General features: G+C 60.5%; 16 protein-coding genes and 1 tRNA gene. 10 read left to right on the top strand and 7 right to left on the bottom strand.

From position 1 onward, the window contains the following. Positions 1-10: 10 nt before the first annotated feature. Both N4A58_RS04105 and N4A58_RS04110 read right to left on the bottom strand, forming a co-directional pair. Positions 11-1,123: an FAD-binding oxidoreductase gene (locus N4A58_RS04105; protein WP_293708068.1), complete on the bottom strand. Its 1,113-nt coding sequence runs from the start codon at positions 1,121-1,123 to the stop codon at positions 11-13. A 123-nt stretch (positions 1,124-1,246) separates the two neighbouring features. Next, complete coding sequence (locus N4A58_RS04110) at positions 1,247-2,170, bottom strand: LysR substrate-binding domain-containing protein (RefSeq protein WP_288960515.1); 924 nt, start codon at positions 2,168-2,170, stop codon at positions 1,247-1,249. Positions 2,171-2,280: 110 nt separating this feature from the next. On the opposite strand from N4A58_RS04110, the gene N4A58_RS04115 reads away from it, so the two are divergent. The 9 genes from N4A58_RS04115 (at position 2,281) to N4A58_RS04155 (ending at position 10,542) form a co-directional block, all read left to right on the top strand. Further along, the gene (locus N4A58_RS04115; protein ID WP_293708069.1) at positions 2,281-3,312 is read left to right on the top strand and encodes an ABC transporter substrate-binding protein; all 1,032 of its coding nucleotides are present in this window, start codon (positions 2,281-2,283) and stop codon (positions 3,310-3,312) included. A 72-nt stretch (positions 3,313-3,384) separates the two neighbouring features. Beyond that, the gene (locus N4A58_RS04120) at positions 3,385-4,449 is read left to right on the top strand and encodes an ABC transporter ATP-binding protein (RefSeq protein WP_293708070.1); all 1,065 of its coding nucleotides are present in this window, start codon (positions 3,385-3,387) and stop codon (positions 4,447-4,449) included. Further along, a complete protein-coding gene (locus tag N4A58_RS04125) occupies positions 4,446-5,294 on the top strand; it encodes an ABC transporter permease (protein WP_293708071.1) in 849 nt (282 codons plus the stop codon). Before N4A58_RS04120 ends, N4A58_RS04125 begins: the two co-directional genes overlap by 4 nt. Further along, positions 5,291-6,091 (top strand): ABC transporter permease, encoded by an 801-nt coding sequence (locus tag N4A58_RS04130; RefSeq protein WP_072706150.1) that lies wholly within the window; start codon positions 5,291-5,293, stop codon positions 6,089-6,091. Before N4A58_RS04125 ends, N4A58_RS04130 begins: the two co-directional genes overlap by 4 nt. Next, on the top strand, positions 6,088-7,203 hold the full coding sequence (locus N4A58_RS04135) for an FAD-binding oxidoreductase (RefSeq protein ID WP_293708072.1): 1,116 nt from the start codon (positions 6,088-6,090) through the stop codon (positions 7,201-7,203). The genes N4A58_RS04130 and N4A58_RS04135 overlap by 4 nt, the downstream gene beginning before the upstream one ends. Next, a complete protein-coding gene (locus tag N4A58_RS04140) occupies positions 7,187-7,489 on the top strand; it encodes a (2Fe-2S)-binding protein (protein ID WP_293708073.1) in 303 nt (100 codons plus the stop codon). The genes N4A58_RS04135 and N4A58_RS04140 overlap by 17 nt, the downstream gene beginning before the upstream one ends. Beyond that, a complete protein-coding gene (locus tag N4A58_RS04145) occupies positions 7,486-8,889 on the top strand; it encodes an FAD-dependent oxidoreductase (RefSeq protein WP_293708074.1) in 1,404 nt (467 codons plus the stop codon). Before N4A58_RS04140 ends, N4A58_RS04145 begins: the two co-directional genes overlap by 4 nt. After that, positions 8,886-10,004 carry an FAD-binding oxidoreductase gene (locus N4A58_RS04150; protein WP_293708075.1) on the top strand — a complete coding sequence of 373 codons (1,119 nt, stop codon included), beginning with the start codon at positions 8,886-8,888 and terminating at the stop codon, positions 10,002-10,004. The genes N4A58_RS04145 and N4A58_RS04150 overlap by 4 nt, the downstream gene beginning before the upstream one ends. Positions 10,005-10,194: 190 nt before the next feature. Beyond that, positions 10,195-10,542 (top strand): acyl-CoA thioesterase, encoded by a 348-nt coding sequence (locus tag N4A58_RS04155; RefSeq protein ID WP_072706216.1) that lies wholly within the window; start codon positions 10,195-10,197, stop codon positions 10,540-10,542. 7 nt (positions 10,543-10,549) lie between these two features. On the opposite strand, the gene N4A58_RS04160 is transcribed toward N4A58_RS04155, so the two are convergent. From N4A58_RS04160 to N4A58_RS04180, 5 genes are all read right to left on the bottom strand, one after another. Beyond that, positions 10,550-11,311, bottom strand: a complete 762-nt coding sequence (locus tag N4A58_RS04160) for an ATP-binding cassette domain-containing protein (protein WP_293708076.1) — start codon at positions 11,309-11,311, stop codon at positions 10,550-10,552. Next, on the bottom strand, positions 11,308-12,252 hold the full coding sequence (locus N4A58_RS04165; RefSeq protein WP_293708077.1) for an iron chelate uptake ABC transporter family permease subunit: 945 nt from the start codon (positions 12,250-12,252) through the stop codon (positions 11,308-11,310). Before N4A58_RS04165 ends, N4A58_RS04160 begins: the two co-directional genes overlap by 4 nt. After that, positions 12,245-13,192, bottom strand: coding sequence for an iron chelate uptake ABC transporter family permease subunit (locus N4A58_RS04170; protein WP_293708078.1), 948 nt, complete (start codon positions 13,190-13,192; stop codon positions 12,245-12,247). Before N4A58_RS04170 ends, N4A58_RS04165 begins: the two co-directional genes overlap by 8 nt. Positions 13,193-13,199: 7 nt before the next feature. Next, positions 13,200-14,102, bottom strand: coding sequence for a siderophore ABC transporter substrate-binding protein (locus N4A58_RS04175; protein ID WP_293708079.1), 903 nt, complete (start codon positions 14,100-14,102; stop codon positions 13,200-13,202). A 290-nt stretch (positions 14,103-14,392) separates the two neighbouring features. Beyond that, a tRNA-Asn gene (locus N4A58_RS04180) sits at positions 14,393-14,467 on the bottom strand. Between the two features lie 241 nt (positions 14,468-14,708). Here N4A58_RS04180 and gfa point away from each other — a divergent pair. Beyond that, positions 14,709-15,335, top strand: coding sequence for an S-(hydroxymethyl)glutathione synthase (gene gfa, locus N4A58_RS04185; RefSeq protein WP_293708080.1), 627 nt, complete (start codon positions 14,709-14,711; stop codon positions 15,333-15,335). Positions 15,336-15,342 lie beyond the last annotated feature (7 nt).

Consider the following 15,342-nt stretch of genomic DNA (forward strand, 5'->3'; position numbering starts at 1 on the left):
GTTGTTGGGATTATTGTTGGGTAAATCGCCCGGCGGTAAAGCTTTGAAATTCTGGCGGCAGCTGGCCGTTCAAAATCCATTGCGCGAGGGGACCGCGATGCGCAGGGGCGAGGGTCACACCCGAGTGGGTTGTGGCCACGTAGACCCCCTTGTGGGTGGGGGATTCATCGTAAACGGGATTTCCGTCGGCAGTCAGGACGCGCAGCGCGGCCCAACTGCGGACAATCCGGACGCTGGCAAGGGCGGGCATGATCCGCACGGCGCGCTGCGCCAGCTTGTGCAATCCGGCGGTAGAGGAGCTGTCATCGAGCCCCGTATCCTCTTTGGTGTCGCCAATCAGGATGGTGCCTTCGGGCGTTTGGCGGATCTGCGATGAGATGACGGGGAGGGTCTGCGCCACGCGCTCTGTCACAAGGATTTGGCCCTTTTGCGGATGGACCATTTCGGGAAATCCAAAGGGTTTGGCCAGTTCATTTGTCGCCAGCCCAGCCGCGATCAGGATGCGGTCCGCATGGGCAGACTGGGTATCGGTTCGAACGGTATAGCCACCCTTTTCTGTCTTGATGGCCCGCACTTTCGCATTCGACACCAGCCGTGCCCCCGCGGCCTGCGCAGATGCTGCAAGTCCGCGATACAACGCCAGAGAATGACAGGCCCCATCAAGCGAAGAGGTCGAGGCGCTGACGGCGTCTGGCCCCACGCCGGGAAACATCTCGCGCAATTCAGAGGCGTCGATCATGCGGGTGTCGTCATGGGGCAGGCCGTGCGCCGCCATCTTTTCGACCATGCGCGCACGGGTCAGGTGTTCGCTTTCATCAAGGCAGATATGTACGCCATTGCCCATTTTATGGGCGGTATCGACGCCAGAGAGAGCTTTCACCTCTTGCTCCAGCATCGGCCAATCGGCCACAGCGCGGCGCGTCCATGTTGCATAGTCCCGATTGTTTGCGCCCTTACTTTGCGCCCAAACCAGACCAAAATTCCCGCGCGAGGCGCGAAAGCTGCCATCGTCCCCGTCAAAGATCAGGACACGTGCGCGGTCACTGGCCATACCCAGAGCAGCCGCTGTACCGACCAACCCTCCGCCAATAACGATGACATCGAATATTCCCAGATCTTCCACGTGCCGTCCTGTCATACTTCTGTGACCAGTAGGGCAAGCGCTGAGTTATAATGCTAATACCAAAACCTGCGATAAGTATTCGATTTTGTAATGGGGCGCTGCTATCCTCCAAGAATTGCGGGCTTATGTCGTTTCTTCCACTACGGCAAAGCGATGCTCGACCGCTTCGACAGTGCCCCGAATTTGAGCAAGCAGGTCTTTGGCCAGCTGCGACATTGGCTCTGACGACGAGGTATAGAGCCACATCGGTGTCTTGATCGCGGGCAAGAAAGGGCGGAACTGGACATCAGTGGGCGACCAGCCTTCGGTACAAAGCGAGGGCACAAGCGCGATCCCCTGACCCTCGGCGACAAAGGTACATGCGGAGTCCGCCATTTGTACTTGGATCGCGGGACTATATTCCTCTTTGGCTTGAATATAGGCCTGTTCGATCACCTGTGCAGACAGGTCATCCCGACCCAGCGAGATCAGGCGTTCTGTCTTTAGGTCCGACATATGGATCGCGCGTTTATTGGTCAGCGGGTGATCTGCGGGTAGGGCGGCCACCATACTACACTCACCAAAGGGGTGACATTCCAGTCCAGCCCCCGGCGTTTTCAGCAAAGACACCCCAAAGTCTGCTTTGCCGGTCAGCATCCCGTCGGGGATCGAGGGTGAGGTCCGCGTCATAACTGACAGCCGCACCTGAGGACGTTTGGCTAAAAAACGGGCACAGGATTTCGGCAATAACCGCATAGACAGGGCTGGGAAGCCGACGACGGTGATCTCACCTTCCTCTAGGTTGCGGATGGATTTTGCAACGCGATCGATCTGCGCGACTCCGAGCAGCAGCTTTTCGGTTTCCAGATACAGACGCCGCGCCTCTGGTGTGGGCCGCAGGCGACCGGATTCCCTGATAAACAAAGGAAAACCGCAGGCATCCTCAAAGGCACGGATCAGTTTGGTCACCGCGGGCTGGCTGACAAACAGATCCTCGGCGGCGCGGGTGACAGAGCCGCATTTCACCACGGCGTTAAAGGCTTCGATCTGGCGGATGTTGGGTCGCATAGCTGCCTCGGTATAACCAAACGGAATACTCGTCAAAATTAAACTCATTTGAGTTATGACGACCCACACGGTCCCTTGAAGTCACAAAACATTCAACAGGGATTTCAATTATGACCAAACTGACTGGCGGACTTGCCGCCGTATTGAGCATCACCACCGCGACTGCGGCGCTTGCCCAAGAAACCACGCTGACCGTGGGCGGCTATGGTGGGTCGTTCGAAACGCTCATGAAAGAGCTGATCATCCCCGAATTCGAAGCCGCCAATGACGTAAAGATTGCCTTCGTATCTGGTAACTCGACCGAGAACCTGGCCCGCCTTCAGGCGCAGCGGAATTCACAGGAACTGGACGTTGTCATTCTTGACGATGGCCCGATGTACCAAGCGGACGCGCTGGGGTTCTGTACCGAAATGGCCGATAGCGAGGTCAAAGCAGACGTATATGATATCGCTAAACTGGGCCCGAACTCGATCGGCATCGGCTTTGTCGCGACCGGCTTTACCTACAACACCGAATGGTTCGAACGCGAAGGTTGGGACGCGCCCACAAGCTGGCTCGACCTGAAAGACCCCAAGTATAAAGACATCCTGTCGATCCCGCCGATCTCGAACACCTACGGCCTGCACACGCTGGTGATGGAAGCACGCCTTGCTGGCGGCGGCGAAAATGACATCGACCCCGGCTACGAGGTCATGGCTGACGAGATTGCGCCGAACGTTCTGGTGTTCGAACCCTCGTCCGGCAAAATGTCCGAACTGTTCCAGAGCGAAGAAATCGCAATCTCGATCTGGGGGTCTGGCCGCACCAAGTCGCTGGCGGACACCGGTTTCCCCGCAGCCTTTGCCTATCCCGAAGAGGGCGCCGTCGCGCTGATGCTGGCTGCATGCCCCGTCGTGGATAGCGACGCTCCCGAGGCAGCACAGGCCTTTATCGACTATCTGCTGACCCCTGAAATTCAGGTCAAACTGGCGGACGCGATGGGCGCAGGCCCCGTCAACACCGAAGCCGAACTGCCCGAAGAACTGGCCGCTGTGCTGCCCTATGGCGACAAGATTGCCGATCTGGTTGCGGTCGACTGGGACGTGATCAATCCCGCCCGCGAGGATTGGACCAAGCGTTGGGCCCGCGAGATCGAGCGGTAACCTCGTGGCTCATCGGGGCCTGCTTTCGGGCAGGTCCCACCCCACCCATCGAACAAAAGAAAGGCGGACCGGATGGCATTCCTAGAAGCACATGGCCTGACCAAAACCTATGGTGAGACCAACGCCGTCGATAACCTGACCTTCACGGTCGAAAAGGGCAGTTTTGTCTCGCTGCTTGGCCCCTCCGGTTGCGGCAAAACCACCACTCTGCAAATGATCGCAGGGTTCGAAGACCCGACCATGGGCAAGATCAAACTAGCAGGTCGTGATCTGTCCGCGATCCCTGCGCGGGACCGTGGCCTTGGCATCGTGTTCCAGAGCTACGCGCTGTTCATGCACATGACCGTTGCGGAAAACGTCGCCTTTGGGCTCGAGATGCGCAACGTCGACAAAGCCGAGCGCAAGCGCCGTGTCGCCGATGCCTTGGAACTGGTCCATTTGGGACATCTGGCGAACCGCTATCCCCGCGCCATGTCGGGCGGCCAGCGTCAACGTGTGGCTTTGGCCCGAGCGCTGGTGATCGAACCTGAGCTCCTGCTCTTGGACGAGCCGCTCTCGAACCTTGACGCGAAACTGCGCGAAGAGATGCAGCTGGAACTGCGCCGCATTCAACGCGAGGCGGGCGTGACCACGTTGATGGTGACCCACGACCAATCCGAGGCGCTGGCGATGTCCGACCGCGTGCTGGTCATGGAGAAAGGTCGCCTGCAGCAAGAGGACGCGCCCTTCGAAGTCTACGAGCGCCCGCGCACCAGCTTTGTTTCCACATTCTTAGGGAAATCCAATAACTTCGAGGCTGAACTTAAATCTGTTAGCCCGACCGCATCCCAACTGTTGATTGCAGGTCGTGGCCTGACTGGTCCCAGCGTAAACCTCAAACCCGGCACCGTCGAAGTCGCTGTCCGCCCCGAGAGGATCGAGATTGTCGATGCCGCTGACGCCGTGATCACCGGCACCGTCCGCGAGCGCATTTTTCTAGGCGCACAGTGGATGATGAACGTCGCGACCCCCTTGGGCGATATGCTGGTCATCCGCCGCAACGCAGGCCGCCGCGAAGCCGAGATCGGCGATACCGTGCACCTGTCGTGGGCTCCTGAACACATGCGCATCCTGCCCCTGAACGAGGTGGCGGCATGAACGAAAAACCATGGATGATGAGCGCACCGGCTCTGACGCTGTTCGGCGTCTTGCTGCTGGTCCCGCTCTGCATGACTTTCTTTCTAAGTTTCAACTCCTTTGGGTTCTACACCGGCATCGAGAATACCGTCTCGATGGAGAACTACGTCGAGGTCGTCTCTGACAGCTACTTCTGGGAGATTTTTGGCCGCACCTTTGCCATCGCTCTGGCGACCACGTTTTTCTGCGCGCTTCTTGGTGTGCCCCAAGCCTACATCCTGTACCGCCTCAGCCCCGCGTGGCGCTCGATTGTGGTGCTGATCGTCATCGGCCCGCTGCTGATCTCTGTGGTCGTGCGGACGCTGGGGTGGGCGATCCTGCTGGGGAACAACGGGGTCATCAACTCGGCCCTGCAAAACTGGGGTCTGATCGAACGCCCGATCAAGATGATGTACACTTCGGGCGGCATCGTTCTGGCGCTGACCCACGTCTTTCTGCCCTTCATGGTGCTGGCCGTGTGGGCCGCCCTGCAGCGCAAAGACCCCGCAGTCGAAGCGGCGGCAGAGAGCCTTGGCGCGCGTCCCTTTACCATCTTTCGTCGGATTGTCTTGCCGCAGGTCATCCCCGGTATTCTGTCCGGTTCGTTGATTGTGTTTTCGATGGCGGCCAGCAGCTTTGCGACCCCAGCGATCCTAGGCGGGCGCCGTGTCAAAGTCGTGGCGACCACGGTCTATGACGAATTTCTCAACACCCTGAACTGGCCTCTTGGCGCGGCGATCGCCATGCTGCTGTTGGCCTCTGTCATGGTGATCATGCTGGCGTGGAACCGTCTGGTCGAGCGCCGTTACGGGGAGGCTTTGGAATGAACCAGAACGGTCGTTTCTCCCAAGTATTCAACATCTTGTTCTGCGCTTTTATGCTGGCACCGATCGTGGTCGTCATGGGGGTCTCGCTGACACCCGAAGGCTTCCTCGAGTTCCCGCCAAGCGGCATTTCCCTGCGCTGGTACCAAGCGATCCTCGACAACCCCGATTTCATCGAAGCGGCGTGGATTAGCCTGAAGCTCGGCATCGTCGCCGCCACCGTGGCAAGCGTTCTGGCAGTGCCTGCCGCGCTCGCGATCGGTCAAGGCAAGTTTAAAGGCCGAGAGGCCCTGCAAGCCCTGTTCCTGTCCCCGCTGATGGTGCCGACTGTGGTGCTGGGGATCGCGTTCCTGCGCTTCCTCAGCCTATTCGGCCTGAACGGCACCTTTACCGGTCTAGTCCTGTGCCACGCGATCATCATCACCCCGTTCATCCTGCGTCTGGTGCTGGCGGCTGTGGTTGGTCTGGACCGGACCGTGGACCGTGCGGCCGAGAGCCTCGGCGCCAGCAACTGGACGATTTTCCGCCGCATCACGCTGCCGTCGATCCTGCCGGGTGTCATTGGCGGCTGGGTGCTGGCCTTTATCACCAGCTTTGACGAGCTGACAGTCACCGTCTTTATCGTGAACCCTGCGACCACCACGCTTCCGGTGCGCATGTTCTCTCATATCACCCAGACGACCGACCCGCTGGTGGCCTCTGTGTCCGCGCTGACGGTGATCTTTACCATCATTCTCATGGTGGCCGTGGACCGCATGTACGGTCTGGACCGCCTGCTCATCGGGGAGGGCAAGAAATGAGCGCCTCAGTCGACACAATCGTCGTAGGCGGCGGACTGGTCGGGGCGGCCGTGGCGTGGGGATTGGCCCGCGAAGGCGAGGAAGTCACCGTCATCGACGAAGGGGACATCGCCTTGCGCGCCTCCCGGGGCAACTTCGGACTGGTCTGGGTGCAGACCAAGGGCAAGAACCTGTTCGACTACGCCCGCTGGTCCCGCCGCTCGGCCGACCTTTGGCCGGAATTCGCGGGCCTGTTAGAGCAGCACAGTGGCGTAAACCCCGACTATCACAAGGCGGGTGGTGTCCACCTGTGCCTGAGCGAAGAGGAACTGGATCAAGCCCGCGCCCTGAACAACCGGATGCACAACGTGAACGGCGCTTTGGGCTACGGGGCGGAAATCCTAGACCGGAAGCAGTTGGACGAGATGATCCCCGGACTTGGGCCTGATGTCGTCGGTGGCTCTTATGGGCAGCATGACGGGCACACCAGCCCCTTGCGTCTGCTGCGTGGCCTGCATGGTGGGCTGAAGTCCATGGGCGCGACCTACGCCTCTGACGGACCGGTTCTGTCGGTGGCCAAAGATGGCGACGGCTATGTCGCCAAGACCGCCAGCAGCAGCTATCGCGGGGCCAAGATCGTGCTGGCCGCAGGGCATGGGAACAAGGCGCTGGGGCAATCGCTTGGCCTTGATATCCCGATCCACCCAGAGAAGGGGCAGATCCTTGTGACCGAGCGTGTCGACCCATTCCTGAACATGCCGACCCATGTGATCCGCCAGACCGATGAGGGCACGGTGATGATGGGCGACAGTCACGAGCACACGGGCTACTCCGACCGCTCGACCGCCCCGGTGATGTCCGATCTGGCCCGCAACGCGGTGCGCTGCTTCCCCATTCTGTCCAAGCTGAAGATCATCCGCAGTTGGGGCGCGGTGCGTATCCTGAGCCCCGATGGCGCCCCGATCTACCAAGAGAGCGAGACCTGCAAAGGCGCGTTTTCGGTCAACTGCCACTCTGGCGTGACTTTGGCGGGGGCCCACGCGATGGCGCTCGCGCCGATGATTGCTGCGGGCAAGCTTGACCCCGATTTCGAGATTTTTTCTGCCAGGAGGTTCCATGGCCAAGCGCATTGAGAACACGGGCGAACCCGTGCAGTTCACCTTTGACGGCCAGACCGTCACGGCCCAATCCGGCGATACCGTCGCCGCTGCGCTGACCGCTGCAGGGATCGATATCCTGCGCAGTAGTGTTGTCAGCGGCGCACCGCGCGGTGTGTTCTGCATGATGGGCACTTGTTTCGACTGTCTGGTCGAGGTGGACGGCGTCCCGAACCGCCAAGCCTGCCAAATTCCCGTGACCGAAGGGCTGACCGTTTGCAGCCAACAAGGCGCCCCTGAGGTTCTGGAGGCCCGCGCATGACCCAGCATTCCCCGATGGAGCCCACCAAAGTCGACGTTGCCGTGATCGGCGCGGGCCCCGCAGGCATGGCCGCCGCCGTCACTGCCAGCAAAGCGGGCCTGAGCGTTGCCCTGCTGGACGAGGGCCAGTCCCTTGGTGGTCAGATTTACCGCAATATCGAGAATGGAACGCCGTTCCGCGATGATATTCTTGGGCCGGATTATGTGGCGGGCCGGACCTTGGCCCAGAGCCTGCGCGCGTCAAACGTGACCTACCTGCCGCGCACAACGGTTTGGAATATTTCGACCGACAACATGTTGGACCTGAGCCGCGATGGTAGCTCCAGCCAGCTGATCGCGGACAAGATTATCGTGGCCACCGGAGCGGTAGAGCGTCCATCGCCCATGCCCGGCTGGACCTTGGCGGGCGTCACCACCGTTGGCGCTCTTCAGATCCTGCTCAAAGCGTCTGGCGTCGTGCAAGAGGATGCTTTGCTGGTCGGCTCTGGCCCGTTGATGTGGCTGGTCGCGGCGCAGATGATCTCTGCCGGTACGCCCCCTAAGGCGATTGTGGAAACCACGCCCAGGGGCCGCATGGCGCAGGCGATGCCGCATATCCTAAAGGCGCTGAAGGGGCATCGCTACCTGACCAAGGGTCTGTCAATGATGCGCCAAGTGCGCGGCGCAGGGATTCCGATCTACAATGCAGCCACGAACGTGCGGATCAGCGGCGGCGAGGTTGCCGAGAGCGTGACCTTTATCTCCAAGGGCAAAGAGCACACGGTCCACAGCAATCACATCGCCCTCCATCAGGGGGTGGTCCCAAACCAGCAGGTCACGCGCCTTCTGCGCTGCGATCACAAGTGGGATGTCTCGCAACATTGTTTCCGGCCGGTACTGGACGGGCAGGGCAAAACCTCGGTCCCTGACGTCTATGTGGCGGGCGACGGCGCTGGGATTGGCGGCGCGAAATCGGCGGCGCTCATGGGCCGATTGGTGGCGCTGGCTATCGCCGAGGCTAAGGGCAAAGCCCTGCCGGAGCGGGTGGACCGTTTGCAGGCAGCGCTGGCCAGCGACGGCGCCGTGCGCCCATTCCTAGAGGCGATGTACGCCCCCGCGCCGCAATTCGTGAAACCGGCTAAAGAGACCATTGTTTGTCGCTGCGAAGAGGTCACCGCTGGCGCGATCCAAGAGGCGGTCGACCTTGGAGCGCCCGGTCCGAACCAAGTGAAGTCCTTCCTACGTTCAGGCATGGGGCCGTGTCAGGGGCGCGTTTGCGGGCTGGTTGTTGCCAGCATTATCGCAGAGCGCCGCAAAGCCTCGATGGATGAGACTGGCTATTATCGTATCCGTCCTCCGTTGAAACCGATCCCGCTGTCGGAACTGGCGAATTTTCAACCGCTCGAAATGGCACAGAAATGACCCAGACCGCCGATCTGATCGTGATCGGGGGCGGCATTCATGGGTCGAGCACGGCCCTGTTTGCCGCCCTAAGGGGCATGTCCGTTATCGTGATCGAAAAGGATACGGTCGCCCGCCACGCCAGCGGGGTGAACGCGGGCGGCGTGCGCAGGTTGGGACGACATCTGGCCGAGGTGCCACTGTCCCAACATTCGATGGAGATCTGGTACGGGCTGCAAGACATGCTGGGGGCCGATTGCGGTTTCCAGATCGCCCCTCAGATCAAGGTCGCTGAGACAGAAGAGGAGCTGGACCGCCACCGTGCGCGGGTTCAGACGCTGAACCGGATGGGGTTTTACCACGAAACCATTCTGGATCAGCCGCTGGTGCGCCATTACTTGCCTGCTGTCGCCGATCACGTGGTAGGCGGGCTGGCGAGCTTGCGTGACGGGTTCGCGCAGCCCTTCTGGACCACCACCGCGATTGCCCGTAAAGCGGCGCAAGCGGGTGTGGTGTTCAAGGAAGGCGAGCGGGTTCTGAGCCTGAAGCGCGAAACAGATTGGACCGTGACGACGGAGCAAGACACCTATCGAGCCCCCAAAGTGCTGAATGCGGCGGGCGCTTGGGCAGGGGCCTTGGCCGGATCGCTTGGGGAACATGCGCCGGTCGAAGCGATTGCTCCGATGATGATCGTCACTGCACGTTTGCCAAAGTTCTGTGATGCCGTCGTGGGGGCCACGGGGCGACCTTTGTCCTTCAAACAAATGCCCAACGGGACAGTGGTGATTGGGGGTGGCCGCAGGGGCCGCGCAGACACAGCGACCAACACATCCGAAATGCTGTTCCCAGAGCTGCGCAATACTGCCGCGACAGCGATGGACATCTTTCCGATCATGCGCGGCGCAACCATCGTCCGCAGCTGGTCGGGGGTCGAAGGGCGCATGCCCGACGATATTCCCGTTATAGGGCCCTCTGCGCTGCACGACGGGCTGTATCACAGCTTTGGCTTCAGCGCGCACGGGTTCCAGATGGGACCCGGTACGGGCGAAATGATGGCTGGATTGATCGAGACAGGCGCAACGCAATTCGATCTTTCGGCCTTTGCCATTGATCGGTTCGCCTCGCGCATCCGCTGAAAAATGTCCAGAAATGAGGCGCTTGTCCCCGCGACTGTACGAAAATAGCAGTCGTCATTGCAGTTTATTCTGTTAGACAGCACGGCGAATTTATTTGGTTGGATCAGATCTGCTGATCTCTTTGCCTGTGAAGGAATGCGCCGTGACCGTCAGCCTTGAAAATACCGAACCGGAAATCCGGACCATCGCGATGCCCGCAGATACAAACCCCGCGGGGGATATCTTTGGCGGGTGGCTGATGTCCCAGATGGACCTTGCTGCGGGCAATATGGCGGCGCGGATTGCGCGCGGACGATCCGCCACCGTCGCAGTCGAGGGCATGAGCTTTCACCGGCCAGTGAAGGTGGGCGATGAAGTCTCGCTCTTTGCCAAGCTTGAGTCTACGGGTCGCACATCCATGAAGATCTACGTCGAGGCGTGGCGCCGCGATCGCTTTGAATTGGCCCGCGAAAAGGTGACGGCGGCGACCTTCACCTTTGTGGCGCTTGACGATGAGGGACGCTCGCGGGCTTTGCCGCTGCAGGAGGACCCGAAGTAAGGGTCCTTTAGGCGGGCACCACTGTCTGTTTGCCGTCGATCTCGGCGACAGATAGGCCGGTACCGAACAAATCACTCAGCATCGTGCCGGTCATCGATAGCCATTTCGGCCCGGTCGTGACCAGCTGGCCGTCGCGCAGAGCGATGATCCGGTCCGCATAGCGCGCCGCGACACCCAGATCGTGCAGCACAATGATCACGCTGCGCTGGTTCGGACCCGGGCGGGACAGGGTATGAAGGCGGTCCATGATATCGCGGGTGTGCCGAGGGTCGAGCGCGGATAGGGGCTCGTCCAGCAAGAGCCACGGCGTTTCTTGCGCCCATGCCATTGCGATAAACGCGCGCTGGCGTTGCCCCCCGGACAAGGACGCGATCAGGCGCGACTTCAGACTGGTCAGGTCAAAGGTCTCTAGCGCCTCGGCGATCACCTCGTGGTCGTGGGCCGTGGGGCGTCCGTGGTGATGGGGCCAGCGGCCAAAGGAGACCAGATCCTCAATCGTGAGGCGGGCGGTCACCCGTTCGTCCTGCGCGAGCAGCGAAATCAGGCGCGCGCGGTCTGGGGCCCGCAGGCTCGCCAGATCATGGCCGTCGATTTTGACCCGGCCACTGGTCGGGGTCAGTAGGCCGGACATGCTGTGCAATAGGGTGGATTTCCCCGCGCCGTTCGGACCGATCAGGGCGGTGATCCCCGCCTCGCCAAAGGAGAGCGAGATATCGGTCAAAATGGGTGTGCGGTCTTTTTCAACGCTGACGTTTTCCAGAGTGATCACCGAGGGGACCTCCTTAGGACGAGGGCAAGAAAGAGCAGGCCGCCCGCGAACTCGACGATCACCGCGAGGGTCGATTGGAGCCCGAGCAGGCGTTCGAACACGAACTGCCCAAAGATAAGAATGGATGCGCCGATCAGCGCGGCGGCGGGGATCAGGTAGATATGCCGCCACGTTGGAACAAAGGCATAAGCCAGGCTTGCCGCCAAAAGCCCAAGGAATGTCACCGGTCCGACCAACGCGGTCGAGACCGCCACTAGCAGCGCGACAAGCGCGAGCGACGCCAGAACCACGCGGTCGTACTCCAGTCCCAGCGAACGTGCCGTTGTTCTGCCAAGGGCGACGATGTCCAGTTGTCGCGACAGCCGCAGAGCGATCAGCAACGTCACCGCAAGAAGGGCCATCGCAATCCAGAGCTGGGTTTTGTCCACACCGCCAAAGCTGGCAAAGCTGGCACCTTGGACGATGGCGAACTCACTCGGGTCGAGCAACCGCTGTGCCAGCCCGGCGAGCCCGCGCAGTAGGACCCCAAGGATAACGCCTGTCAGGATCAGCCGCAGCATATCCTCGGTCCCCCGCCGGAGCATCAGGCCGAAAAGCGAGAGCGCCGTGACCACCATCGTGACGATCTCTGCCCCGAACTGCCCCAATTGCGGCAGGGTTGCATAGCCGGTCCCGCCAAGGGTAATGACAAGCATCGTCTGCAAGAAGATGTAGAGCGCGTCAAAGCCCACGATGCCGGGTGTCAGCAGGCGGTTCGCCGTAATGGTTTGGAACACGACCGTCGCCGCACCAACCGCTGCACCCACGACGACAAGCGCACCTAGCTTGGTTAGGCGCAGGCTCAGGATCAGGGCTTTGGGATCACGCAGCTGCCACAGCAGAAACAGTGCGCAGACCCCGAAGAAGACCGCGATCAGACAAAGGAAACGAATTTTAGCCATGGCTGGCCTTTCGCGGAGCGGCGTGCAGCAGCCACAGGAACATGCCTGCGCCAAGCACGGCAAACACCGTCCCTGCCGGAATTTCATAGGGGTAACGGATGACACGGCCCAAGATGTCACAGGCCAAAACCAGACTGCCGCCAGCCCACGCAATCAGTGGCAGGTTCCGCCGCAGATTGTCTCCGCGCCACCGCGAGATGATGTTCGGCACCACCAGTCCGACAAAGGGGATCGACCCAACGCTGACCACCACGACCGACACGATCACAGCCACGAGCACCAACCCGGCGAGCAGCGTCTGCCGGTAGTCCAGCCCAAGGCTACGCGCCGCGTCTTCGCCAAGTCCAAGCAGCGTGATGCGATCCGCCACCAACCACAACAGGCCAGCAATCAGGGCGACAATCCAGAGCAACTCGTACCGCCCCTGAAGAACGCCAGAGAACTCGCCGCTTTGCCATGTTCCGATGAATTGCAGGAGGTCCGTGGTCCAAGCGATCCAGAGCACGGCGGCCCCAATGATTCCGCTGTAAATCAGACCAACGAGCGGCAAGAGGACCGGATCACGCCGCGGCACATGCCGAGCGAGTGCCAAAAATCCGAGCGTACCCACCAGCGCCGAGGCCGCGGCCACCGACATCTTGGTCATCAGCGCCGCCCCCGGCGCGATCAGGGTAATCCCGAGCAGGCCAAGCATGGCAGACTCGGGTGTGCCGACCAGACCTGGTTCAACCATCCGGTTCTGGACGCTCATCTGGACCACGACACCCGCCAAGGCCAGCCCCGCACCGGCGAGCAACGCCGCAAAGGTTCGGGGCAGGCGGCTGACCGCGAGCAGCATGGACTGGTCAATGGCACCATCAAACAGTCCAGCCACCCCGATCAGGCAACTGGCAACAACGAGGCACGCGAAAACAAGGCTGGCAAAGAGCGGGCCACGCATTTTGAACTCAGCTGTTCGAGTCGCGCAGGGCGGTCATGATCTCGAACAGGGTGTGGTTCAACGACTGAACGCCGCCACCCGCAAGGTAAAGCGGTGCGGAATCCAGATAGACGATCTGTCCGTTCTGACCTGCTTTGGTGCCTGCGACCAATGGGTTGTCCAGCGTGACAGCTGCGGCCTCGGCTTCTTGGCCAATCGCGGCGCTGCGATCGACGACAAAGATCCAGTCGGGGTCGACATCTGCGATGAATTCGAAGGACACCGCTTCGCCATGGCGGCCATCGGCCACATCGGGATAAGCTTCGGGAATGCCGACAGCGGTGTGCAGCCAGCCAAAACGCGACTTGTCTCCGTAGGCCGAGACCTTGCCACCGTTTGTCATCAGGATCAGCGCGTCGCCTTTTCCCTCGGCCATTGCCTTGGCGTCTGCCACAGCGGCTTCGAGCTCTTCGGTCAGGGCCTGCGCTTCGGGAGACAGGCCAAAGATCGCGCCGTAGGCGGTGATGCGCGACTTGGCGTCGTCAATCAACTTGGTCGCATCGATGGTCATGTCCAAAGTCGGCGCAACTTCGGTTAGCGCGGGAATGACGGTCTGCGAGCGGCCGCCCGCGAAGACGACGTCAGGGGCCATCACGGCCAGCGCTTCGAAGTCTGGCTCGAACAGGGTGCCCACGGTCGCGACACCGTCAAATGCGTCGGCCAGATAGGCGGGCGGCGTGATGTTGGGGATGCCATCAATCTCGACCCCGAGCGCGTCCAGTGTGTCGATGGCCGAGAGATCAAGAGCCACCACCTTCGCTGGGTTCAGCGGCGCAGCCTGCGGGCCGGTTGCGGTGTCGATTTCGACAGTTTCAGCAATGGCAGAGACGGGCAGGGCGGTCATGGCGAGGACGGCAAAGAGGGGTTTCATGCAAAGCTCCTGGGTGGATCAGAAAGTCACGGGTTAAAGTTGATCAATATTGTCACCTTTAATTTCCGACAGAAATACTAGGAATGCGGGGAGCGCAAGGAAAACTTTTGTGAGCCGTCGGAAAAGCGTCCTTGCCCGAACGCGCGATGAACGTTCGACCGGAAAATCAAGCAGGTCTAAAGGGATAGCTGGGGCGACTGAGGAAAAGCCGCGCGGCCAAGACGGTGCGCAGAAACAAAAAAGGCCCTGCTCGCGCGGGCCTATGCATCATCGTATTGGGATATTTTCAGTGGCTCCGGCGGTAGGGATCGAACCTACGACCAATTGATTAACAGTCAACTGCTCTACCGCTGAGCTACGCCGGAACACTGTAGGACGCTGTATAATAACAGCATTCTACGGGCGCAAGCGGAAATTCTAAAAAGTTAGAAAATGTTTGTGGGCTGCTGTAAGTGTTTGATGCAACGTGAAAAAGGCTCCGTCCCCGATTGCGGCAATTGCCTTGGTCGATGCCAATCGGTGGGCCCGATACTTTATGCTGAATTGCCCAAGGTGGGGCGCAACCGCAGTCTGTACCCACGACCTTGAGCAGCCAAGGAGATAGAGATGGGACGGTACGACAGGGAAACGGCAGTTCATGCTTTTGACGGACAAAGCCGCGTCATCCATCCATGCGCCGCGCAGGCCAAAGACGATAAGCCCGATTTTCAAGGGGGGACGTTGCGCTGTCACTGTCATGACAGTCCGGTTCTGGTGCAGATAAATACGCAAAGCCAGCACAACCATCTATGTGGGTGCAGTCGGTGCTGGAAGCCTGACGGTGCTCTCTTTTCCCAAATCGCGGTGGTGCCTAGGGATGCCGTGACTGTCGTCGAGAATGCGGACAAACTCGGGCTGGTGGATCCGGCGGCAGTGATCCAGCGCTACGCCTGTCGCGACTGCGGTGTTCATCTGGTGGGCCGGATTGAAAGCAAGAGCCACGGGTTTTACGGGCTCGACTTTATTCATACGGAATTGTCTGCGGATATAGGCTGGTCAGCGCCGTTGTTCGCGGCATACGTGAGTTCCGTGGTCGAAGCAGGCTTTCCGCCAGAGCAAATGCCGCATCTTCGGCGGCAGCTCCGCGCCTTGGGTCTAGAGCCGTATGACTGTCTGTCTCCGGATCTTATGGATGTTATTTCGCATCACGCATACGTCCGTCGCCGGTCAGAGGGTGAGCGGGTTTCTGCCTAAGTGGATG

This window comes from Donghicola sp., from assembly GCF_025210255.1.
Lineage (GTDB): Bacteria > Pseudomonadota > Alphaproteobacteria > Rhodobacterales > Rhodobacteraceae > Donghicola > Donghicola eburneus.